This window comes from Streptomyces sp. NPDC033270, assembly GCF_055576575.1.
This window is the reverse complement of record NZ_JBVIRA010000012.1, coordinates 87325-108837: the sequence shown is the minus strand read 5'-3', so window position 1 is coordinate 108837 and position 21513 is coordinate 87325. Positions and strand designations below refer to the sequence as shown.

At 71.8% G+C, this 21513-nt stretch carries 17 protein-coding genes and 1 pseudogene; 8 read left to right on the top strand and 10 right to left on the bottom strand.

Annotated features, from left to right (window positions below; translation table 11 throughout):
* Positions 1-72: 72 nt before the first annotated feature.
* The gene (locus tag ACZ5XZ_RS18675) at positions 73-438 is read left to right on the top strand and encodes a DUF4345 domain-containing protein (protein ID WP_468979252.1); all 366 of its coding nucleotides are present in this window, start codon (positions 73-75) and stop codon (positions 436-438) included.
* Here the strand turns inward: ACZ5XZ_RS18675 and ACZ5XZ_RS18670 are convergent.
* From ACZ5XZ_RS18670 to ACZ5XZ_RS18660, 3 genes are all read right to left on the bottom strand, one after another.
* A complete protein-coding gene (locus ACZ5XZ_RS18670; RefSeq protein ID WP_468979250.1) occupies positions 425-2038 on the bottom strand; it encodes a sodium:solute symporter family protein in 1614 nt (537 codons plus the stop codon). The genes ACZ5XZ_RS18675 and ACZ5XZ_RS18670 overlap by 14 nt on opposite strands.
* Positions 2039-2431: 393 nt before the next feature.
* Positions 2432-3217: an SDR family oxidoreductase gene (locus ACZ5XZ_RS18665; protein ID WP_468979248.1), complete on the bottom strand. Its 786-nt coding sequence runs from the start codon at positions 3215-3217 to the stop codon at positions 2432-2434.
* Positions 3218-3331: 114 nt separating this feature from the next.
* Positions 3332-4555 carry an aminotransferase-like domain-containing protein gene (locus tag ACZ5XZ_RS18660; protein WP_468979245.1) on the bottom strand — a complete coding sequence of 408 codons (1224 nt, stop codon included), beginning with the start codon at positions 4553-4555 and terminating at the stop codon, positions 3332-3334.
* A gap of 182 nt (positions 4556-4737) precedes the next feature.
* On the opposite strand from ACZ5XZ_RS18660, the gene ACZ5XZ_RS18655 reads away from it, so the two are divergent.
* Positions 4738-5643 carry a hypothetical protein gene (locus ACZ5XZ_RS18655; protein WP_468979243.1) on the top strand — a complete coding sequence of 302 codons (906 nt, stop codon included), beginning with the start codon at positions 4738-4740 and terminating at the stop codon, positions 5641-5643.
* 112 nt (positions 5644-5755) lie between these two features.
* On the opposite strand, the gene ACZ5XZ_RS18650 is transcribed toward ACZ5XZ_RS18655, so the two are convergent.
* The 3 genes from ACZ5XZ_RS18650 to ACZ5XZ_RS18640 all read right to left on the bottom strand — a co-directional run bounded on the left by ACZ5XZ_RS18650 (position 5756) and on the right by ACZ5XZ_RS18640 (position 8215).
* A complete protein-coding gene (locus tag ACZ5XZ_RS18650) occupies positions 5756-5965 on the bottom strand; it encodes a DUF397 domain-containing protein (RefSeq protein WP_384430218.1) in 210 nt (69 codons plus the stop codon).
* Positions 5966-6209: 244 nt separating this feature from the next.
* Positions 6210-7076, bottom strand: coding sequence for a helix-turn-helix domain-containing protein (locus tag ACZ5XZ_RS18645; RefSeq protein WP_384430221.1), 867 nt, complete (start codon positions 7074-7076; stop codon positions 6210-6212).
* Between the two features lie 374 nt (positions 7077-7450).
* Positions 7451-8215, bottom strand: a complete 765-nt coding sequence (locus ACZ5XZ_RS18640; protein WP_468979239.1) for a GOLPH3/VPS74 family protein — start codon at positions 8213-8215, stop codon at positions 7451-7453.
* Positions 8216-8454: 239 nt separating this feature from the next.
* On the opposite strand from ACZ5XZ_RS18640, the gene ACZ5XZ_RS18635 reads away from it, so the two are divergent.
* Complete coding sequence (locus ACZ5XZ_RS18635) at positions 8455-11286, top strand: D-alanyl-D-alanine carboxypeptidase family protein (RefSeq protein WP_468979232.1); 2832 nt, start codon at positions 8455-8457, stop codon at positions 11284-11286.
* 178 nt (positions 11287-11464) lie between these two features.
* A complete protein-coding gene (locus ACZ5XZ_RS18630) occupies positions 11465-12955 on the top strand; it encodes a glycosyltransferase family 39 protein (protein WP_468979230.1) in 1491 nt (496 codons plus the stop codon).
* Here ACZ5XZ_RS18630 and ACZ5XZ_RS18625 read toward each other — a convergent pair.
* Positions 12876-13366 (bottom strand): annotated as a pseudogene (locus tag ACZ5XZ_RS18625) (winged helix-turn-helix domain-containing protein). The gene ACZ5XZ_RS18630 and the pseudogene ACZ5XZ_RS18625 sit on opposite strands and share 80 nt — an antisense overlap.
* 63 nt (positions 13367-13429) lie before the next feature.
* Between ACZ5XZ_RS18625 and ACZ5XZ_RS18620 the strand changes: the two are divergent.
* Positions 13430-14260, top strand: coding sequence for an isocitrate lyase/PEP mutase family protein (locus ACZ5XZ_RS18620; protein WP_468979228.1), 831 nt, complete (start codon positions 13430-13432; stop codon positions 14258-14260).
* Between the two features lie 30 nt (positions 14261-14290).
* On the opposite strand, the gene ACZ5XZ_RS18615 is transcribed toward ACZ5XZ_RS18620, so the two are convergent.
* Positions 14291-14575 (bottom strand): hypothetical protein, encoded by a 285-nt coding sequence (locus ACZ5XZ_RS18615; RefSeq protein WP_468979226.1) that lies wholly within the window; start codon positions 14573-14575, stop codon positions 14291-14293.
* Between the two features lie 358 nt (positions 14576-14933).
* Between ACZ5XZ_RS18615 and ACZ5XZ_RS18610 the strand changes: the two genes are divergently transcribed.
* Both ACZ5XZ_RS18610 and ACZ5XZ_RS18605 read left to right on the top strand, forming a co-directional pair.
* The gene (locus tag ACZ5XZ_RS18610) at positions 14934-15641 is read left to right on the top strand and encodes a hypothetical protein (RefSeq protein ID WP_468979224.1); all 708 of its coding nucleotides are present in this window, start codon (positions 14934-14936) and stop codon (positions 15639-15641) included.
* Positions 15638-16912: a sensor histidine kinase gene (locus ACZ5XZ_RS18605; RefSeq protein ID WP_468979223.1), complete on the top strand. Its 1275-nt coding sequence runs from the start codon at positions 15638-15640 to the stop codon at positions 16910-16912. Before ACZ5XZ_RS18610 ends, ACZ5XZ_RS18605 begins: the two co-directional genes overlap by 4 nt.
* Before the next feature lie 23 nt (positions 16913-16935).
* Here ACZ5XZ_RS18605 and recQ read toward each other — a convergent pair whose 3' ends face one another.
* Positions 16936-18957, bottom strand: coding sequence for a DNA helicase RecQ (gene recQ / locus ACZ5XZ_RS18600; RefSeq protein ID WP_468979222.1), 2022 nt, complete (start codon positions 18955-18957; stop codon positions 16936-16938).
* Positions 18958-19069: 112 nt separating this feature from the next.
* A complete protein-coding gene (locus ACZ5XZ_RS18595; protein WP_468979220.1) occupies positions 19070-20269 on the bottom strand; it encodes a PucR family transcriptional regulator in 1200 nt (399 codons plus the stop codon).
* Positions 20270-20451: 182 nt separating this feature from the next.
* Here ACZ5XZ_RS18595 and ACZ5XZ_RS18590 point away from each other — a divergent pair, with 182 nt between their 5' ends.
* Positions 20452-21411: an SGNH/GDSL hydrolase family protein gene (locus ACZ5XZ_RS18590; protein WP_468979217.1), complete on the top strand. Its 960-nt coding sequence runs from the start codon at positions 20452-20454 to the stop codon at positions 21409-21411.
* Positions 21412-21513: the final 102 nt, after the last annotated feature.

Sequence of the window (21513 nt, the reverse complement as noted above, 5' to 3'; positions counted from 1 at the left end):
CGGCCCCGTGCCCCCATCGGCCCCCGCGCCCCCCTGGCCCTCAGCCCGGGCATGTCCCCTACGTTGACCGCCGTGCAGATCGTCTTCGCGCTCTTCTTCCTCGTGATGGGGCTGGGCGGGCTGGCCGCCCCCGCCCGGGTGCTGCGCCCGTTCGGCATCGCCCTGGAAGGGGCCACGGCCCGTACCGAAGTCCGGTCCGTCTACGGCGGGTTCGGGCTGGCGATGGCCGGGCTGCTCGGTTGGTCGGCCGTCGAACCGGCGGATCCGCTGCGGCGCGGCGCGGTGCTCGCGGTCGCCGTCGCGATGCTGGGGAGGGTCGGCGGACGGCTCGTGGCCCGCCTCGTCGAACCGCCGGAATCCTGGTACCCGTCATGGTTCTACTTCTGGGTGGAGGTGTTCGCCGGGAGCGCGTTACTGGCCACCGTCACGGTGACCTGAGTCCCGCGTCCGGCACCTCGCCCGTACCGTCTCCCCGCGCCGGAAGCCCACCAGGCCCACCGTCTCCCTGCGCGGGGACCACCCTCGCCCCCGCGGCGCCCACCCCGCCACCGTCGTCGTCATCGTCCCCGGAGTTGATCCGCGCCAGCACCGCATCCCGCTCCGCCGTGTCCTGCGGCCGTACGAGGCCGATCACGACGAAGAGCACGAGCGAGGTGGCGACCGGCGAGACGATCTGGATCTGCAACTGGACGCCGCTCAGCCCATAGTTGGTCAGCCAGAAGGCGAACAGGCCGGCCGCCCAGGACCCCAGCGCCGCCGTGGGCCCGGACCTGCGGAACGTCGGCACCATGCCGAGCAGGAACGGGATGGAGATCGGGCCGACCAGGCCCGCCACCCACTTGATGACGACGGTGATGATGTCCTTGAACGTGGGCGAGTCGACCTGGGTCGCGATCGCCATCGACAGGCCCAGGAAGGCGATCGTCGACAGCCGCGCGGCCAGCAGCCCGGCCCGGTGCGACCAGCCGCGCGCCTTCGCCGAGAGCGCCGGTGCGATGTCGCGGGTGAACACCGCGGAGATGGCGTTGGCGTCCGAGGAGCACATGGCCATCGTGTGGGAGAAGAAGCCGACGACGACCAGGCCCAGCAGACCGTGCGGCAGCAGCCGTTCGGTCAGCAGGGCGTACGCGTCGGAGGCGTCCGGCTTCTCGGCCCTGACCAGCAGCGGCGCGACCCACATGGGGAAGAACAGCACCGCGGGCCAGACGAACCACAGCGCGGCCGACAGTCGGGCCGAACGCCTGGCCTGCCGGGCGCTGTTGGTGGCCATGAAGCGTTGGGCCTGGTTCCACATGCCGCCGCTGTACTCGAAGGTCTTGATGAAGAGGTAGGCGAGCAGGAAGGTCAGGGTGTACGGGCCGACGGTCGGCTCGGTGTGGCTGTCCGGCAGCCTGTCCCACACAGTCCACAGCGCGCTGACGCCGCCCAGTTCGCCCATGACGGTGACCAGCATCGCCACACCGGCCAGCAACTGGATGACGAACTGGCCCAGTTCGGTCAGCGCGTCCGCCCACAGGCCGCCGACCGTGCAGTAGACACCGGTGATCAGGCCCGTGAGGAGAATGCCCTGGTTGAGCGAGATGCCGGTGAAGACGGACAGCAGGGTGGCGATCGCGGCCCACTTGGCGCCCACGTCCACGATCTTCAGCAGCACCCCGGACCAGGCCAGCGCCTGCTGCGTCGGCAGGTTGTAGCGGCTCTTGAGGTACTCCAGGGGGGAGGCGACACCGAGCCGCGACCGCAGCCGGTTGAGCCGCCCGGCGAACAGCTGCGCCCCGATGGCGATGCCGATCGCGATGGGGAAGGACCAGGTGACGTAGGAGGTGACGCCGTATTGGTAGGCGATACCCGCGTACCCGGTGAACATCACGGCGCTGTAGCCGGACATGTGGTGGGAGATGCCGGACAGCCACCACGGCCTCCTGCCGCCCGCGGTGAAGAAGTCGCCGACATCGTCCACCCGCTTGTGCGACCACACCCCGATCGCCACCATGACGCCGAAGTAGCCGATGAGCACGGCCCAGTCGAGACTGTTCATGCCCCCTCCAGGGGTCCGCCTTGTGAACGTGCGGATGACGTTCCGCATCAGGAATCACTTCGCCGTGACGTCCTGTGGGGCGTGATGCCCCCGTGCGGGAAGGGGGACTTCGGGGATTGAACCGTCAGTCGAGCAGGCCGGTCAAGGCTTCTCAGGTCATGAGTGTGAACTGCGATCAGTGAAGCGAACGATTTTGTGCTCCCTTGACCAATCAAGCCGTTGTCCGGGCCGTGCCGCCGACCCACGATGAACACACTTCGCCGGGCTCCGTCGGCCGTGACGCAGCAGCCGCACGGGAGCGGGGTCCCGTGCGGCCGCCATGGGCCGAGGCGGACGCGAGGGCGCAGGTGAACAGGGGAGGGAAGAGGGAGGGAAGAGGGACGTGAGCCGGGGCTACCGCATCAACTCGCCCGCGTTGACCAGCAGCGACTGGCCCGTGATGGCGCGCGCCCGGTCGGAGGCCAGGAAGACCGCGGTCTCCGCCACGTCCGCGTCCGTCGCCAGCTCGGGCAGCGCCATCCGCTCGGTGAGCCGGGCGAGCACCTCGGACTCCGGGACGCCTTCACCGTGCGCCTGGAACCGTACGTACGCCTCGACGGGCGGGCCCCACATCCAGCCCGGCTGCACGGTGTTGACCCGAATCCGGTCCGGGCCCAGCTCCCGCGCCAGCGAGTACATCGCCGAGACCAGCCCGCCCTTGGACGCCGCATACGCCGCCTGCTGCACCTGTGAAGGTGCGGCGACCGACGACTGGGTGCCGATCATCACCACCGACCCGCCGCCGCGTGCCGTGAGCGACGGCAGGCAGGCCCGGGTCATCCGCAGCGTGCCGAAGAGGTTGACGTCCACGACGCCGCGCCAGGAGTCGAAGTCGGCCTCGCGCAGGCCGCCGAAGAGCGAGTCCAGCGCGGCGACATGGATCACCGCGTCGATGCCGCCGAACCGCTCCACGGCGAGCGCGGCCAGCGCCTCGCACTGCGCCTCGTCGCCGATATCGGTGGCCCGCCAGGCCGTACGCCCGCCCGAAGGGTCGATCCGCGCCGCCGACTTGGCGAGATGGGCCTCCGTGCGGGCCCCCAGCACGACCGAGGCGCCGTCTCGCACACAGGCCGCCGCGACCTGATGGCCGAGTCCGGCCCCGACGCCCGAGACGACGACGGTCTTGTTCCGCAGCAGCATGTCCGCCTCCCGGCCGGGCCGCCCAGCGCGCTCCTGACGGTGCGTCAGGGTAGGGGCGGGGGCCCGGAAAGGCCATAGCGCGCGCTCACCGGGCTCCGGCCGGCCCTACTGGGCTCACCCGTTGCGGTGTGCGCCCTCCAGCGCCGTCCGCAGCCGGTCCAGGCCCTCGCGAATCTCCTCCGGGGAGTGCGTCACGAACGACAGCCGGACGGCCGTGGCGTCCGGGGTGCCCGCGAAGAACGGCGCCCCGGGGACATAGGCGACGTCGTGCCGTACGACCTCGGGCAGCAGGGCCGTGGCGTCGTAGCCCTCGCACAGCGTCGCCCAGACGAACATGCCGCCCGCGGGGCGATTCCATCGTGATCCCTCGGGGAGCGCCGCGGCCAGCCCGTCGACCAGGGCGTCCCGCCGCTCGCGGTAGGCGCCGCGCACCCGCGCCAGATGGGCGTCCAGGTCCGCGACCGCCAAGTACCGCGCCGCGGCCGCCTGGTCGACGGTCGAGGTGTGCAGATCGGCGGCCTGTTTGGCGATGACGCAGGCGCGCCGCAGCGCGGCCGGTACCCGCAGCGTGCCCAGCCGCAGCCCGGGCGCCATCACCTTGGAGAACGAGCCCAGAAGTGCCGTACGGTCCTCGGCCCCGGGGAAGGACGCCACCCACGGCATCGCCTCGCCCTCGAAGCGCAGCTCCCCGTACGGGTCGTCCTCGGCGATCCACAGGCCGCGGCGGGCGGCGACCTCGGCGACCGCGGCCCGTCGTTCGGCCGGCAGGGTGCGGCCGGTCGGGTTCTGGAAGGTGGGGATGACGTAGAGCAGCTTGGGCCGCTCGCGCGCGGCGATCTCGTCGAGCGCGGCCGGGTCCAGCCCCTCGTCGTCGGTCGGCACCGGCACCACCCGGGCACCGGCGAGCGAGAAGATCTGCAGCGCCGCGAGGTAGCAGGGGTCCTCGACCAGCACCACGTCACCGGGCTCCAGCAAGGTGGTGGCCAGCAGCGACAGCCCCTGCTGGGAGCCGGTGGTCACCAGCAGGTCGGCGGCGTCCGTGGGCAGCCCGCGTGCGGTGTAGCGGGCCGCGACGGCCGCGCGCAGCGCCGGATCCCCCTCGCTGGTGGAGTACTGCAGCGCCCGCCGCGGTTGTTCGGTCAGCACCTGCCGGAAGGCGTCGGCTATCCCCGCCGCGTCGAACAGCTCGGGCGCGGGCAGCCCGCCGGCGAACGAGATGACCTCGGGCCGGGCGGTGAGCGCCAGGATGTCGCGTACCGGCGAGCTGCCGGTACGCGCCGCGCGCGCGGCCAGCTCGGGGACGGGGGTGCGGGCATCGGCAAGGATCGCGTCCGGCATGGCGGCTCCCATCGCTCAGGTCTGCGATTAACCGTCGTTAGCTGCAGACGCCAGGCATCTTAGGTGCGGCGGGAGGCGGTGTGCAGCGGTGCCCGCATGGTGAACGCGCGCGGCACACCTCCCTCTTCTGTGCGCGGCGCACCCCTCCCCTTCTGATGGTGTGTCAGCTACACCTGTCTGTCATGACCACAGACACGACCGCAGATACGGCCGCAGACGGCGAGGGGGCTCCGGAGGCCGCGGCCGCGGCCTCCGTCGACACCCGGGCTGCCACCTACGCCGAGCTGGCCGCCGTCGGCCCCTACGGGGTGCGCCCCGGCCATGCGCTGATCACCATGGTCGAACCGCATCCGGGCCACGAGTACGCCTACAACCGCTGGTACGAGGACGATCACTACATCGCCGGCGCGATGGCGATGCCCTGGATGTTCGCGGGCCGCCGCTGGGTCGCCACCCGCGAGCTGCAGTTGCTGCGCTACCCGGAGGAGTCCGCCGTCGCCCAGCCGGTCACGGCCGGCTGCTACCTCTCCACGTACTGGCTGACCGAAGGCCGCTACGACGAGCACATGAAGTGGACCGTCGGCATCAACAAGCGCCTCAACCGGGACGGCCGGGTCTATCAGGACCGCACGCATGTCTTCACGGCCTTCCAGGACCATGTGGCGACGGTCTACCGCGACGGTGCGGCGGGTCCCCGGGACTTCCATGCGCTGGACCACCCGTACGCGGGGTTGGTGCTGGAGGTGATCGACGCGGACGGCGCGGAGGGGCGGGCCGCACTGCTGGAGTGGCTGCGCGCCCGGCATCTGCCGCGGCGGCTGGCGGGTTCGCCGGCGGCGATGGTCACGGTCTTCCGGCCCACTCCGCTGCCGGGGGACCGGATGGCGTACGTGAAGCAGGTCGAGGGCGTCGACACCCGGCTGACGCTGCTGTGGTTCCTTCAGCAGGACCCGCGCGAGGGCTGGGCCGCGCACTTCGCCGGACTGGGGGAGGAGGTCGCGGAGTCGGGGCTGGGGCGGGTGGAGCTGGTGGCGCCGTTCCTGCCGACCGTGCCCGGCACGGACCGGTACGTGGCCGAATTGCGCTGAGGTGTGCTCACGGCGCGTGGGCACGCGGGCATGGCCGAGCCCCCTCGGCCGGGACGGCGATCCAGTCGAGAGGGCTCGTATCTGCGGGGTGCGCGAACCGTGAGGGGTCAGGTCACGCCACGTCGAACGCGCCGTCGGCGACGTCCGACACGAAGCGGCTCCAGGACGAGTTGTCGAACGTGAGGCGGGGACCCTCGGGGTCCTTGGAGTCGCGCACCGCGATGGCTGCGGTGGTGGGGACGGCGATCTCCACACACGCGCCATTGCCACCGGAGTACGAGGACTTGGTCCAGGAGAATGCGGAATTCGGCTGCACGGCCATGTTCACTCCAGCTCACTCTGAGTTACCGCGGATTCGGTAGTGACGACGCTACGCGCCAACATCACTAGCCGCAGAGGCCGTTCACCCGTCCGAATGGCATATTCCTTGATCTCTTTTCATGGAACAGGCCGCAGGTGTACCGTGCGAACCCGGTTTCCGGAATCTCGCATTCCGCCCTATTTGTCCCCTGGTCGGAGCCCACCTTCTTTCCTGGTCGGAGCTCATCCTCTTCCGTGGCCGGGGCTCACCCCATCGCGTCCGCATGGGATTTCGCCGCGGCGGCGATGAACTCCCGGCTCTGTTCCGCGCTCAGCGCCTGTGCGCGCAAATGCTCGTACATGATCGTGTATTTGTGCACATCATTGGTTTTCTCCAGATAGAGGTCGCTGGTGACCCCCTCGATGTACACCACGCTGGAATCGGAGGCGTCGTCGAATTCCAGGATGGAGAACGTTCCCGACATTCCGGCATGCGCGCCCGTGTCGTAGGGAAGAATCTGAACCGTCACATGCGGCAAATTGCTCATCTCGACGAGATGGTCGAGTTGCTCGCGCATGATCAGATGACTGCCGACCACGCGCCGCAGCGCGCTCTCGTCCAGTACCACCCACAGCCGCAGCGAGCGCTCGGGGTCGTTGACCCGCTCCTGGCGTCGCATCCGTACCTGGATCCGCTTCTCCAGGTGGTCCGGCGCCAGCTCGGGGACCGTGCCGGGAATGACCGCCTCGGCGTAGCCGGGGGTCTGTAGCAGGCCGGGCACCAGCAGCGACTCGTAGATCCGCAGCGAGGCCGCCTCGGTCTCCAGGCCGATGTAGACGCTGTACGGGATGTCGCCGAAGGCGTGCCACCAGCCCTGCTGACGGGAGTCCTTCGCCATCTGCATCAGCGAATCGACTATCCGGTGGTCCTCGACCTCGTAGACCCCGCAAAGATCGCGGACATCGCGCTGACTGATGCTGCGGCGGCCGTTCTCGAGTCTGCTGATCTTCGATTGTGAGACCAGCAGCCGCTCGGCCACCTCTTCCGCCGTCATGCCCTTGAGCTCACGGAGCCTGCGAAGCTCCTGGCCCAAGCGGCGTCGCCTGACGGTGGGATTGACATTGGACGCCACGGGAAGTGCACCTCCGGCTCCGTACTGCTGTCGTTTCTGGTCAGCAGACTGCCACTCCGAGGTCACACCGCGCAGTGAAACGCACACAGAAGGCGAGCGAGCATGTGCGCGGGGTGGCGGGCGGGCCGTCGTCCAGAACGGCCGGCCCGCCACCCCGCGCTCCTTGCTGCGGCTCCCGAACGGGATGGTGGGGACGGTGGTGCGGGTGGTGATGCTGCGAGCGGTGCGCGCGCCGCAGCGCGCCGTGGTGCGCGCGTCGCGTCGCGGCGTGGTGCGAGCGCCGTACGGCGTGTCGTGGGGCGTACGGCGGTGGTGCGGGGCGTCGCACGGCGCGTGCCGGGTCCTACGGCACGTCGTGCGGCGCTTCTACGGCGTCAGCGGGCGCCCACGCGGGCCATCCTGCTGTGGCCGCCGTGCCGCGACTGGCCCGGCGCGCCGGCCGGTTCCGCCGTGGCACGGGACGCGGGTTGCCGTACGGCTCCCGCGCCGGCGGCCTGCGACCGCCGGGGTTGCGCCGCGGCACCGTTCTGTACGTCCATGACGGCGTGCGCGACCAGCCCGCCCATAGGGTCGTGCCGGATCAGATCCCGGAGACGGGAGCGCGATGACCGCCCCTCGTTGCCCGGGTAGAGGTGCTTGCCGAGTCCGACCGCATGGGCCAGCGCGGCGAGTGCCGCGGTCCGCGGGTCCGGGGGTACGCCGGTGCGGATCGCGTTGTCCAGCCGGGTCCTGATTTCCCGGCTGATGGCCGTCTCCGTCGCCTGGTAGCGCGTCGTCGGCAGTACTCCGCACATCTGTCCCGCCACGGCATGGACCATGCCGCACCGTTCGAGATGCGTGAGGTAGGTCTGGCGCAGCCCCAGTCGGGGCCCGCCGATCCAGTGGACCGCGCGCACCGGACTGCCGCGTCGGCGCAGCAGTTCGAGCGCGGAGTCCAGAGTCGGATCTCCTGTCGGCCGTGCCATCACCACGGCGATACGATCCCCGTCTGGGGCTATCCGTCCTGCCAGAGCCAGCTCTACTAGCTGGGCCCCGGCCAGGCCGAGGTCGAGCGACTGCGGCTGCGCTGTGGTTCCCGTTGTCGGGTCCAAAGCGAGCAGCAGAAGCTCCTCCGGAATTGTTCTGCGGCTCCTGCCCATCCATGCCTCCCCGCGTGGATGAATGACAGGGTGACCCCTCTCACATTCATCTGTCGAGAGTGCGTGGGGGGTTCGGTAGGGAACCGGTAGGTATGTCGTTCTCGTCTTGCACGTCGGCGACAGCTATCCGTGCGGTGCGGCGGGTACCGGTTCGCGTGGCGGCAAGGTGGCGCCACGCGTACACAGGACACTTGGGAACACTTGGCCAGGCAGCAGTGCGACGTATGAAGGAGACATCGGTGGCGGGCGAGTCCCCCGACAAGTCGGACAAGAAGCAGTCGTCGGGGAAGACGGCGCGGAGCGAACGCGATCCGCGCCTGTCCGTTTTCCGAGGGGAGCCGGACGAGCCGGCGAAGGAATCGGGCGGGAAATCGGGCGGGAAGCGGACGCCGGAGTCCGATGGCAAGCCCGATGGGGAGTCGGCAGGGAAGTCCGCAGGGAAGGCCGATGCCGAGTCCGGCGGGAAGTCCGGGGCGAAGGCCGACGCGGAGTCCGGGGCGAAGGCCGATGCGCAGTCTGGGACTGCGGACGCGGCCGAGTCGGAGGCGGAGGCGTCTGAGGGGACTGAGGAGGCCGCTGGGGACGGCGAGGGTGCCGAGGGCGGCGACGACCGCCTGCGGGCCGCTGTGGCCGCCTGGGTCGCGGAGAAGGGCGATGGGGACGGCGCGGACGGCGCGGACGGCGATGCCGACGCTGACGCCGATGTCGCTGACGCGGCCGACGAGGTCGACGAGGTCGACGAGGTAGCGAACGACGCTTCTGAGAAGTCGGAGCCGGGGCCGGAGTCGAAGTCGGAGGAGCGGTCGGGCGCGCCGGGCAAGGTCGACGCGAAGCCGAAGGGCGAGGGGAAGGCCAAGGCTGAGTCCAAGGCCGAGCCCAAGACCGCGCCCGAGCCCGAGTCCACGGCCAAGCCCAAGGTTGTTGATCAGCCGACTGCCGTCTTCAAGGCCGTCGGGCCGCAGAAGGGCAAGCCCGACGAGGCTCATGCCGATGCCGATGCCGATGCCGATGCCGAAGCGGACGAGTCGGCGGTGGATGACGCGACTCGCGTGTTTGCTGTCGCGAAGGCAAAGGTGAAGGGTGCGTCGGCCGAGCCCGTCGACCAGGCGACCACCGTCTTCAAGATCCCGCCGTCCGCCAAGGACAAGGCCACGGCCGAGTCGAAGCCCGAGGACGAGCCTGAGGCCAAGCCCGAACCCAAGGGCCAGGGCAAGGGCAAGGGCGCGGGCAAGGAAGAAGCCGCCGAAGCCAAGAACGATGCCAAGAGCGGCGCCAAGACCGAGGCCAAGACCGAGGCCAAGGCCGAGGACAAGGACGGCGCCAGCGCCAAGGTCGAGAGCAAGGCCGCTCCCGAGCGGGACGCCGAGCGGACCAGTCAGTTTGTCGCGCTGAAGTCGGCGGACGACGGCACGGCGGGCAAGTCGCTGGGCAAGACGGCGCCCAAGACGCCGGCCCGTACGTCCGACAAGGCGTCGGAGCAGGCCGCGGAGAAGCTTGCGGAGAAGCCGGCCGCAAAGCCGGCCGCAAAGCCGACCGCAAAGCCGAGTGCAAAGCCCGGTGAGCCCGCGGACAAGGCGTCCGATGGCGCGACCGCCGACAAGGCCTCGGGCTCTCTGCCGGCGGCCGCCCCCGCGAAGCCGACCGCGTCCCCCCGACCCACCGGCCGGCCGGGCGCCATGCCCCCCGCCGCTACGGGTGCCACGCCCGGGGCCGGTCCCGCCGCGCTGCCCGAGTCCGAGCGGACCAAGCAGCAGCCCCTGCCGCCGCTCGACCTGCTGGCGAAGCTCACCAACACCCCGCCGCCGCCCGAGACCACGCTGCGCACGGTCGTCCGCCGGTTCAAGATCTGGACCCCGCTGGCGGTGCTGCTGGCGATCATCTTCGTGATCGTCCAGGCGGTGCGCCCGCTGCCCGCCCCGGCGGTCGTCCTCGGCGACGCCAAGTCCTCGTTCACCTTCGAGGGCGGCAAGCTCTCCATCCCGTGGCCCGAGCACGGGCAGGCGGCCATCAAGGTCGTGGGCTCCGGTGACGTGGGGACGTTCGGCGAGCAGAAGCCGGTGCCGACCGCGAGCGTCGCCAAGATCATGACGGCCTACGTCATCCTCAAGGAGCACCCGCTCAAGAAGGACGAGAAGGGCCCGCAGATCGAGGTCGACGACAAGGCGGTGACCGAGGGCGGCTCCACGGACGAGTCGCGGATCGCAGGGCTCCGGGCGGGGCAGAAGTTCAGCCAGCAGGACATGCTCAAGATGCTGATGATCCCGTCCGGCAACAACATCGCCCGGCTGCTGGCCCGTTGGGACACCCAGTCCGCCAACGAGGGGGCGTTCGTCAAGAAGATGAACGCCGCCGCCAAGGACCTGGGCATGAAGGACACCACCTACACCGACCCCAGCGGCCTGGACCCCAAGACCGTGAGCACCGCCGTCGACCAGATCAAGCTGGCCGAGGCCGTCATGAAGTTCGACGCCTTCCGGCCGATCGTCGCCATGACCAACGCCGAGATCCCGGGCCTGCCGGGGCGGATCAACAACAACAACGACAACCTGCTGCTGGAGCCCGGGCTGAGCATCAAGGGCATCAAGACCGGCTCCAGCACCGCGGCCGGCGGCACGCTGTCCTGGGCGGCCTACAAGACGGTGGACGGCAAGGACCGCCTGATACTCGGCGCGATGATGGACCAGCACTTCAAGGGCCTGGACCCCAACGCCGAGAACAGCCTCACCATGGTCAAGAGCAACAGCCAGAAGGTCATCGCGGCCGTACGCGAAGCGCTGACCTCGGCCACGGCGGTGAAGAAGGGGCAGGTCGTCGGCTATGTCGACGACGGCCTGGGCGGGCTGACGCCGGTCGTCGCCACCAAGGACCTGAAGGCCGTCGGCGTCTCCGGCCAGAAGCTGAAGTTGAGCATCGGCGACGGCGGCAAGGCCGTCGCGCACGAGGCGAAGGCCGGGACCACCGTCGGTGTGCTGACGGTCGGCAGCGGCCAGCGGGCCCAGAAGGTGCCGGTGGCCCTGCAGAAGGACCTCGTCGAGCCGTCCTTCGGAGCGAAGCTGACCCGGATCGGGTGAGTGGACCGGGGCTCCGGGCCGGCGGGCGTCGACACCGCCGTGCCGGCCGGAGCCCCGGCACCCTGCGCTGCTGCTCCGTTCCCCCCGGTCCCCTCCGTCACCGGAGCCCGTCATCGACGTAGCGCAGGTACAGCAGGCGGCGTCACAGCAGCCGCAGGCGGCGGCGTGCGCGCCCGCCATGACCCCCGGCCGCGCGCGGCTGGCGCAGGGCGCGGTGGTGCTGCTGCCCTCCGGGCTGATGCTGCTCCTGGGGGCGTGGGGCATCCGCCGGCAGGACGCCGTCTGGCGGGACGAGGCGGTCACCTACGACATGGCGCACCGCGGCCTGGCCGACCTGTGCCGCACGCTGCAGCACGTCGACGTCGTGCACGGCCTGTACTACGCGCTGATACACCTCTGGTTCCGCCTCTACGACACCACCCTCGGCGACGTCCTCGGTGCCGCGGTCGGCCTGCGGCTGCCGTCCGTGGCCGCGATGACGCTCGCCGCGGCGGGCGTCGCCCTGCTGGGGCAGCGGCTGGCCGGACGGCGGGCGGGTCTGCTCGCGGGCCTCACCTTCGCGCTGATCCCGGTCGTGCAGCAGTACGCGCAGGAAGGGCGCTCCTACGCGACGGTCTGCGCCCTGGTCGTCTGGGCCACGCAGCTGCTGCTGCGCAGCGCCGCCCGTCCGCGCCGCAGGCTGTGGCTCGGGTACCCGGTGCTGATGCTGTGCGCCTGCCTGCTGCACGAGTTCGCGTGTCTGGCGTTGCCCGCACACGGCGCCGCGGTGATCCTTGCGCGCCTGCCGCGTCGCGTGCTGCGCGCCTGGGCCCTGTCCGCCGTCGCCGTCCTCGCCGGCCTGGCCCCGCTCGCGGTGCTCAGCACCCGGCAGTCCGCGCAGATCGGGTGGCTCATGTGGCCGGATCCCCTGCAGCTGCTGACCTTCGCCGTGCTCGCGGTCCTCGGCCTGGCCTGTGCCCGCGTCCCGGTGCGCTCCCGCGGCCCCATCGGCCTGCGCGCCCTGGGCATCCCGCTGCTCCTCCTGCCCACCCTCCTGCTGCTCCTGCTCTCGCACGTCGAACCGGCCTACGTCGACCGCTATGTCCTCTACTACGTCGTCGGCTTCGCGCTGCTCGCGGGTGCCGCGCTGGCCCGGCTCCTCCGCCCGGCGGGTGAGCCGGGCCGGACCCGGCCGCGACGGCTGCGCCGGGCGCTGGCCTTGGCCGCGGTCCCGGCCGCGCTGCTCCCCGTCGATGTCCATCTGCGCAGCCCCGACAGCCGGGTCGACGACGTCAGCGCGGTCGCCCGGGCCGTACGGGAGATCGCCGAGCCGGGCGACGGCCTGCTCTTCATGCCGTCGCGGCGCCGCATCTGGATGGCGACCCGGCCGCACGACTTCACAGGCCTGAGTGACCTCGCCCTGGCCAGGAGCCCATCGGCGTCCCACACCCTCTACGGGACGGAGCTGTCCGGCGACGCGATCCGCGCGCGGATACTGGCCAGCCGCCGCATCGTGGTCGCCGGGGACCCGGCCGGGCAGCCGGCGGACGCCAGCGACCAGGAGATCGCCAAGCGGGCCACGCTGCGCTCGGCGTTCGTGGAGTGCGAGGTCACGCAGGTGCGGGGGGCCCGGATGGCGCTCTACGCACGGGCGGGTGGCACGGACGACGGGGGCGCGGGGGGCTGCTGAGGCGCGACGCCTGTGCTCCTGGGGCGCCGGCCGTGCCCGCCAGATGGGGGCGGCGCTCGGTCCAGTCGAGGCGGCCGCGGGCCTGCGGGCGGCGGCCGGTGCGCAGTGCGGTGGGGGCGATGCCCAGCTCGGCGACGTGCGGGCGTGGGGGTACCGCCCGCGCCCTCAAGGCGTGGGGGACGGCTGGACGTAGCGATGGCGGCCCTGGCGCCGTTCGACGAGCAGTCCGCCCTCGGTCAGCCGGGTCAGATGCTCGCTCGCCGTCGAGGGCGCGACCTGCGCATACGCGGCCAGCTCGCCGGCCGTCCAGGCGCGGCCGTCCAGCAGCGCCAGACAGAAGGAGGCACGGGTGCGGTCCGCGAGCAGCGCGGCCGGCCGCGCGAGCTCGGTGCTGTACGCCGGAGTGGTCATGACTCGATTGTCCGCCGCGAGTCTTCGGTGCCTACCGAAGCAAGACATGCCTACGGTGCCCGTATGAGTGCCTCCCCGGAGTACGCCACCTTCCATTTCCACGCGCTGCACCATGCCGACCAGCCGCTGCTGCTGCCCAACGCCTGGGATGTCGCCTCGGCCGTCGCGCTCGCCGGGGCCGGGTTTGCGGCGATCGGCACGACGAGCCTGGGGGTCGCCGCGGCCCACGGCTATCCGGACGGGCGCGCCCTCGCCGAGGTCCGGGATGCCACCCTGGCCCTGGCGCTGCGCCTCAACGGCCGGCTGGCCTGTCCGTACACCGTCGACATCGAGGGCGGGTTCGGCGGCGATCCGGCGCAAGTCGCCGAACTGGCCGGTGAGTTGGCGGAGGCCGGTGCCGCGGGGCTCAATCTGGAGGACGGGCTGCCCGGTGGCGGAGGGCTGCAGGATCCGGTCCGTCAGGCCGAGTTGATCAGCGCGGCGAAGGAGCGCGCTCCGGGGCTGTTCCTCAACGCCCGGATCGACACCCACTGGCTGGTGGACGCTCCGCCGCCGCTGTCGGTGACGCTCGCGCGCGCCGAGAGCTATCTGGCGGCGGGCGCGGACGGCATCTTCGTGCCGGGCGTCGTTGCCGACGACGAGGTGTCGGCGCTGGTCAACGGGGTTCCCGCGCCGCTGAACATCCTCTTCGCGCCCGGGCGGCACACCGTCAGCCGACTGGCGGAGCTCGGAGTACGCCGCATCAGCACCGGCTCGCTGCTCTTCCGTACGGCCCTGTCGGCCACCCTCGGGTCGGCGGATGCCATCCGTGCGGGACGGGAGCTGCCGGATGTGACGGGAGGGGGCGGTGCGCTGCTGGGATACCAGGAGGTGCAGCGGTTGCTGGGGGAGTAGCGGCCGGCGGTCGGCCGCGGGCCCGGCGGCTCAGGCCTGCGGGCTGCGGGCCCCGTGGCGGCGCCGGTGTACGGCGACGACGGTGCCGGCCACGCCCAGCGCGCCCGCACCACCCAGCAGCCCCGCCTTGGGCAGGTGGCCTGCCTTCTCGGCCAGTCCGGCCAGCCCGTTGTCGGGCAGCATGATCGACGTGCGGCTCTCCGTGGGCGCGGTGGAATCGGCGGCGGAGGCGGCGCCCGCGGGAAGCAGCAGGACGGCCAGCGCGCCGGTCGCGACGGTGACGGTACGGATCACGGTGCGGCACTGGGCCCGCATGGGTACTCCTCGTCGGGGCGGCTCGGATCGGGCCGCCGTAGGGGCGTGGTAACGACACAGCACGTTACGGAGCGTCCTTAACGGCGATCCATACGTTGTGTAACAGTCAGCGGGATCTCTGGGATCGGTCCTGTGACGGGGCGTCCGCTACGGCCCGGTCAAAGACGACAAAGGCCGCCAAGGCGTCTTTGCGCGTCGCGCGGCGGGATCGGCGGCGCCGCGCCGTCGGAATGGCCGCGCTGAAGATTCCCCCTCCCGCCACCTTGGATAGCGTGGTGCCGCAGGGTCAGTTGATTCCCGTTCACGGTGTTGCGCGTGTGGGGTGGGTGCGCGTGCGGAGTCCAGGGAGGCGGTGGCGATGCCATGCGACGGTGGCGATACCGCGTGCGGCGGCGCGCGGTGCCACCCGCGGTGGTGGCGCCCCCGCGCGCCGCTGACCGGCCGGGGCCCGCGTGTCGCGCGTGCCGTGCCGGCCGCGCTCGCCGTGCTCTGCCTCCTCGGCGGCTGTGCCGGCCTGGAGGGCCTGCAGAACGACGGGCGCGCCAGGGACGTCAGGGCGCCGCTCGCGCTGTGGCCGCAGTACACGCCGGCCCCGCTCGGCCGGGACGACAACCCCACGGCGCTCAAGCCCGTCCGCGGGGTCCCGCGCATCCCCAGCGGCAGCATGGCGGACGCGGACGCGCTGGCCGTCCTCGACGCGGACTTCACCGCGGAGGGCCGGCGTCCGCCCGCCCCGAAGACCGTACGCAGCCCTCGCCTCTACGACGTCACGCACGACGGCCGACCGGACCTGATCACGGTGATCGACCTCGACCCCCGCAACAGCGAGCTGCGGGTCTACAGCGCCCGACACGGGGTGGTGACCCGGGTCCTGGCGCTGCCCGGTGTGCTCGCGGGGGTGGAGCTGGCGGCCGGTCACCTCTCCATCCGTGAGCCCACGAAGGACCCGCGCTATGTCGCCGTCACCGACTACGTCTGGGACGGCGACTCGCTGGCCCTGTGGGACCTCACCCTGGACGAGCCCCGCAAGCGGCCGACCGCGCACACCGGCGGCGGCAGCCCGTGAGGCGCCCGGCGGTCTCCCTCCGCTGGAAGATCGCGCTGACCGTGATGGCGGTGAGCTGCGCGGTCGCCGCGGCCCTCGGTGTCCTGGTGCACAACGCGGTGGCCCGCCAGACCGTCGGCCAGCTGCGCAAGGAGACCCGCGCCCACCTCGACACCGCCCTGGACGCCTTCGAGTACGGCACCTCGCGCGAGGGCGTCAACTCCGTCCTCGACCCAGTGGAACTGCCGGACGAGCTGCGGGAGTTGGCGCGTTCCGGCCGCCGCGGCAGCATGGTCGGCACGTATCGGGGCCGTCCCGTCATGTGGGCGGCGGCCCCGGCCGACAGCCAGGTGATGGCCGTCTGGTCGCCGTACGGCACCACCCGCGGCTCGCTGGAGACCCTCGACACCGCCATCCTCGGCTCGGCCGTGCTCGCCGCCACGGCCGTGGCCCTGGCCGGACTCTTCCTCGCCCACCGCATCAGCCGCCGGCTGACCACCACGGCGGCGGTGGCGCGCCGGATCACCGCCGGCGACCTGGACGCCAGGGTCGGCAACGTTCCAGGTCGGGGGGCCGGTGCCGGCCCCGCGGGGCAGGACGAGGTGGCGGCGGTGGCGGCCGCCCTGGACTCGGTGGCCGGTTCGCTGCAGAGCCGGCTACGGGCCGAGCAGCGCTTCACCGCCGATGTCGCCCATGAACTGCGGACGCCCCTCACGGGCATCCTCGCCTCGGCCGAGCTGCTCCCGGAGGGCCGGCCCAAGGAGATGATCAACGACCGGCTGCGGGCGCTGCACCGTCTCACCGAGGACCTGCTGGAGATCTCCCGGCTGGACTCCGGCACCGAGCACGCCGACCTGGCCGCGTACGAGCTGGGCGCGCTGGTCGAACGCTCGGTACGCGCCACCGGCCTCGACACCGAGATGCGGATCGGCTCCGACACGGTCGTCGACACCGATCGGCGCCGCCTCGACCGCATCGTCGTCAACCTCGTCCTCAACGCACACCGGCACGGCCGGCCCCCGGTCGTCGTCACCGTCGATTCCCCGCCCGGCGGCCCTCCGACCATCGAGGTGCGCGATCACGGGCCGGGCTACCCGCCCGATCTGCTGCACCACGGGCCGCAGCGCTTCCGCACCGACGCACCCGGGCGCGGCAAGGGCCACGGCCTGGGCCTGACCATCGCGGTCGGTCAGGCCGCCGTGCTGGGCATCGACCTGCGGTTCTCCAACGCCCCCGACGGCGGCGCCCGTGCCGTTCTGCGACTACCGCAGGGCGCCGCGGACGCCCCCTGACCTACCGGTGCCCACCGGCCCGCCTACCAGTCGATGTCGTCCGGCGGCTCCGGCAGCGCCTCGTCCTCCTCCGGCTCCGGCTCCGTTGCCGCAAGGCCGCCCCGGGCCGGCGCGCCGACCGTCGCGCCCCCCGCGGGGTCCGTCTGCCCTCCCCCTCCTTCTCCTGCTCCTTCGCCGTCCCGCCCCGCCAGCACATCCAGGATCTGCTCGCCGTACTTCGCGAGCTTGTTCTCGCCGACCCCGTTGACCGTGCCCAGCTCGGCGGCCGTCGTGGGCCGGACGGTGGCGATCTCCCTGAGCGTCGCATCGTGGAAGATCACATACGCGGGCACGCCCTGCTCCTTGGCCGTACGGCCCCGCCAGCCGCGCAGCGCCTCGAAGAGCGGCAGCGCCTCCTGCGGCAGGTCCACCGGCGCCCGCTTGGCCTTCGCCTTGGCCTTGGCCGCCCGCGCGGCCTTCTCCGGCTCCCGGCGCATCGGCACCTCGCGCTCACTGCGCAGCACCTCGCCGCTGGTGTCCGTGAGCACCAGCGTGCCGTAGTCGCCCTCGACGGCGAGCAGGCCCTGCGCCAGCAACTGCCGTACGACACCCCGCCATTCGGCTTCCCGGAGGTCGGCCCCGATCCCGAAGACGCTCAGCCCGTCATGATCGAACTGGATGACCTTGGCGGTCTTCCGCCCCATCAGGATGTCGATGATCTGCCCCGCCCCGAACTTCTGCCCCCGCTCCCGCTGCAGCCGCACGACCGTCGACAGCAGCTTCTGCGCGGGGACCGTGCCGTCCCAGGTCTGCGGCGGGGCCAGGCACGTGTCGCAGTTGCCGCAGGCGGTGCTCTGCTGTCCGAAGTAGGCCAGCAGCCGCACCCGACGGCACTCCACCGCCTCGCACAGCGCCAGCATCGCGTCGAGGTGGGCCGACAGCCGGCGCCGGTGCGCCTCGTCCCCCTCCGATCCGTCGATCAGCTTCCGCTGCTGCACCACGTCCTGCAGCCCGTAGGCCAGCCAGGCCGTCGACGGCTGGCCGTCCCGCCCGGCGCGCCCGGTCTCCTGGTAGTAGCCCTCCACCGACTTCGGCAGGTCCAGATGCGCCACGAAGCGCACATCCGGCTTGTCGATGCCCATCCCGAACGCGATCGTGGCCACCACGACCAGCCCGTCCTCCCGCAGGAACCGGGCCTGGTTCGCGGCGCGGACACGGGCATCGAGCCCGGCGTGATACGGCACCGCTTCGATGCCGTTGTCCACCAGGAACTGGGCGGTCTTCTCCACCGACGCACGCGACAGGCAGTAGACGATCCCGGCATCGCCCGCATGCTCGGTCCGCAGCAGCTCCAGAAGCTGCTTCTTCGGCTCGCTCTTCGCCGCGATCCGGTACTGGATGTTCGGCCGGTCGAAGCTCGCCACGAAGTGCCGGGCGTCCGCCATCCGCAGCCGTGAGGTGATCTCGGTGTGGGTGGCCTCGGTCGCGGTGGCGGTCAGCGCGATCCGCGGCACCTCGGGCCAGCGCTCGTGCAGCATCGACAGGGCCAGATAGTCCGGCCGGAAGTCGTGGCCCCACTGCGCGACACAGTGCGCCTCGTCGATCGCGAACAGCGAGATCTTCCCCCGGTCGAGCAGGCTCAGCGTCTGCTCCACCCGCAACCGCTCCGGCGCCAGATACAGCAGATCCAGCTCCCCGGCCAGGAACTCGGCCTCGACGAGCCGCCGCTCTTCCAGATCCTGTGTCGAATTGAGGAACCCGGCCCGCACGCCGAGCGCCCGCAAGGCGTCGACCTGGTCCTGCATCAAGGCGATCAGCGGGGAGATCACGACCCCCACACCGCCCCTGACCAGCGAGGGAATCTGATAGCAGAGCGATTTGCCGCCGCCGGTCGGCATCAGGACGACGGCGTCCCCGCCCCCTATGACGTGATCGATGATCTCCTGCTGGCTGCCGCGGAACGCCTCATACCCGAACACCCGGCGCAGCACCTGCACCGCCTCGTTCGCCTCCGAAGCGCCTTCCACATCCATGTCCACGACCACTTCCACGTCCGCCAGAGCCATTCCAGAAGCCTACGAGGTTCTGCGGGCGCGCCGCCGGGCCTGTGGATAACTCCTGTCATGCACGGTGCCGGGCCGTACCGGTCCGGTGGGCGCGCACAGGCGCCTCAGCGTCTCAGGGCTGGTCGAAGGAGAGCAGCGGCAGCGCGTGCAGCGCCACGGCGAGGTCGGCGGTCGCGCGGGGGTCCTTCAGGGAGCGCCCGGTCAGCTCCTCCAGTCGGTGCAGCCGGTAGCGCACGGTGTTGCGGTGGCAGTACAGCAGCTCCGCCGCGCCGGCCGTCGAGCCGGCCGAGGCGAACCAGCACTCCAGGGTCTGCAGCAGGCGGTCCCGCTCGACCGCCGGCAGCTCCAGTACGTCCGCGAAGACCGCCCGCGCGATCCGCCCGGCCTCCTCCGGGGCCGCGGCGACGAGCAGGGCGGCCGGGCTGTCGTCGAACCGCGCGATGCCCGCCGGCCGCCCGCGCCCGCCCGCCAGCGCCAGCCGGGCCAGGCGCAGCGCCCTGGGGGTCTCCCGCAGGTCGCGGTAGGCGGGGCTGACGCCGACCCGGGTGGCGGCGGACCGCCCCAGCACCCGCAGGACGGCCTCCTCGGCCCCCGGATGGTGCACGGCGATCACACCGACCTGGAGGTCGGGCAGCAGGCGCCAGGCCGACCGCAGCTGCTCGGCCAGGAGGCGCGCCTCGATCCCGGGGATTGCCTCCCGGCCCGGGGCGGGCACCTCGGCCGCCACGACGACATGTGGCCCGACGGTCGGCAGGCCGAGCACGTCCGCGGCCTCCCACAGGGTCGTGCGATCGGTGAGCATCCCGGTGAACAGCGCCTCGACCAGGGCGGATCGTTCGCGCTCCCGCTGGAGCACCAGCTCGGACGCCTCCTCGCGGTAGGCGTCGCTGGCCGCCGCCGCGAGGCCCTCGTTCACCCACCACGAGGCCAGGGAGACGATCGTGTCGGTGGTGACGCCCTCGGCGGAGCGGGCTTCCTCGGCCAGCTCGGACCACAGGAACTCGGACCCGACCCGGTAGGCGTGCAGCATCTCGGCCAACGGCTCTCCCTGGCGGGCCCGTTCGCGTCCGGTGTCCTGCGCGGTGGTCATGTCGGAGGTGTCGCAGCCGCTGATGAGGCTCTGGAAGACCAGCTCGGCGTTGCCGAGACAGGAGGCCCTCAGCACCTCGAACGGCACCCGCTCCTCATTGCCGTAGTACGTCACCTCGGCGCGGATACGGCGGGCCATCCGCTCGCTCAGTTCCGGTGCGCGGCCCAGCAGCGTGGCCGCTATGGGGGAGATTTCGGCAGGCGGGACGGGTACGCGGGGCATGAACCGCAGATTACAAAGACCGGCCCGCAGATGAACGGGGGTTGTGCCCGGGGACAACGGGGACGGTGGTGCTGCTGTGCGCCGGCACATGGCTCGTACGGCGGGTGGCCGCAACGATGTCGGAGACGTTACCGGCCGGTATCGGATCCTGCTTCCGTCTCGCTGTCACCTCAGGGGGAACTGTGCCCAGAGCCGTCACACCCAGCACTGCGAACACCGACGCACCACACAGCACTGCGAACACCCGCGCACCACAGAGCACCGCACACGCCAAGAAGTGGTCATCCGCCCTGGCCGGCGCCGCGCTCCTGGCCGCCACCCTCACCACCGGCGTCTCGCCCGCCCACGCCGCGGACACCGCCGGGACCGGCAAGTATGTGGCGCTCGGCGATTCCTACGCCGCCGGTGCCGGGGTCCTGGCGCAGTCCGCGGGCCTGTGCATGCGCTCCGACCGCAACTACGGCCATCTCGTCGCCGCGGCGCTCGCCCCGTCGTCGTACGTGGACAAGACCTGCGCCGGAGCGAAGGTGAGCGCGCTCACCGAGCCCCAGAAGGACGCCGGGATGGTGGTCAACGGCCCCCAGCTCGACGCCGTCACCGCGGACACCTCCCTGATCACGCTCACCATCACCGGCAACAACCTCGGCCGCTCCGACTTCGGCTTCGGCGATGTCGCGGTCGTCTGCTCGGCCGTGACCCTGACCAACCCCTTCGGTACGCCCTGCCGCGACCTGTACAAGGACACGCTCAGCACCTGGCTGGACTCCGCGACCGCCCGGCTGGCCAAGGACCTCGGCACGATGCGCGCCAAGGCCCCGAAGGCCAGGGTGCTGGTCGTCGGCTACCCGTCCGTGCTGCCCGACGACCCGACGAAGTGCCTGGGCAAGATGCCCGTCACGACCGGGGATCTGACGTTCCTGCGCTCCGTACTCGGCGAACTCAACGACAAGGTCGCCAAGACCGCCACCGCCGCCGGCGCCACGTACGTCGACACGCTCGGCCCGACCAAGGGGCACGACAGCTGCTCGGCGGACAAGTGGGTGGAGGGCCTGATCCCGACCTCGCCGGCCGTACCGCTGCACCCCAACGCCACCGGCGAACGCGCCATGGCCGACGCGGTGTTGCACGCGCTCGGCCGCTGATCCGGCCGCGCGCCGGCGCCGTCCGGGGGGGGGGGGGGGGGGGGGGGGGGGGGGGGGGAAGAAGCGAACCCACGAGGAGGAGGAGGGAGGAGGGGAGGGGGA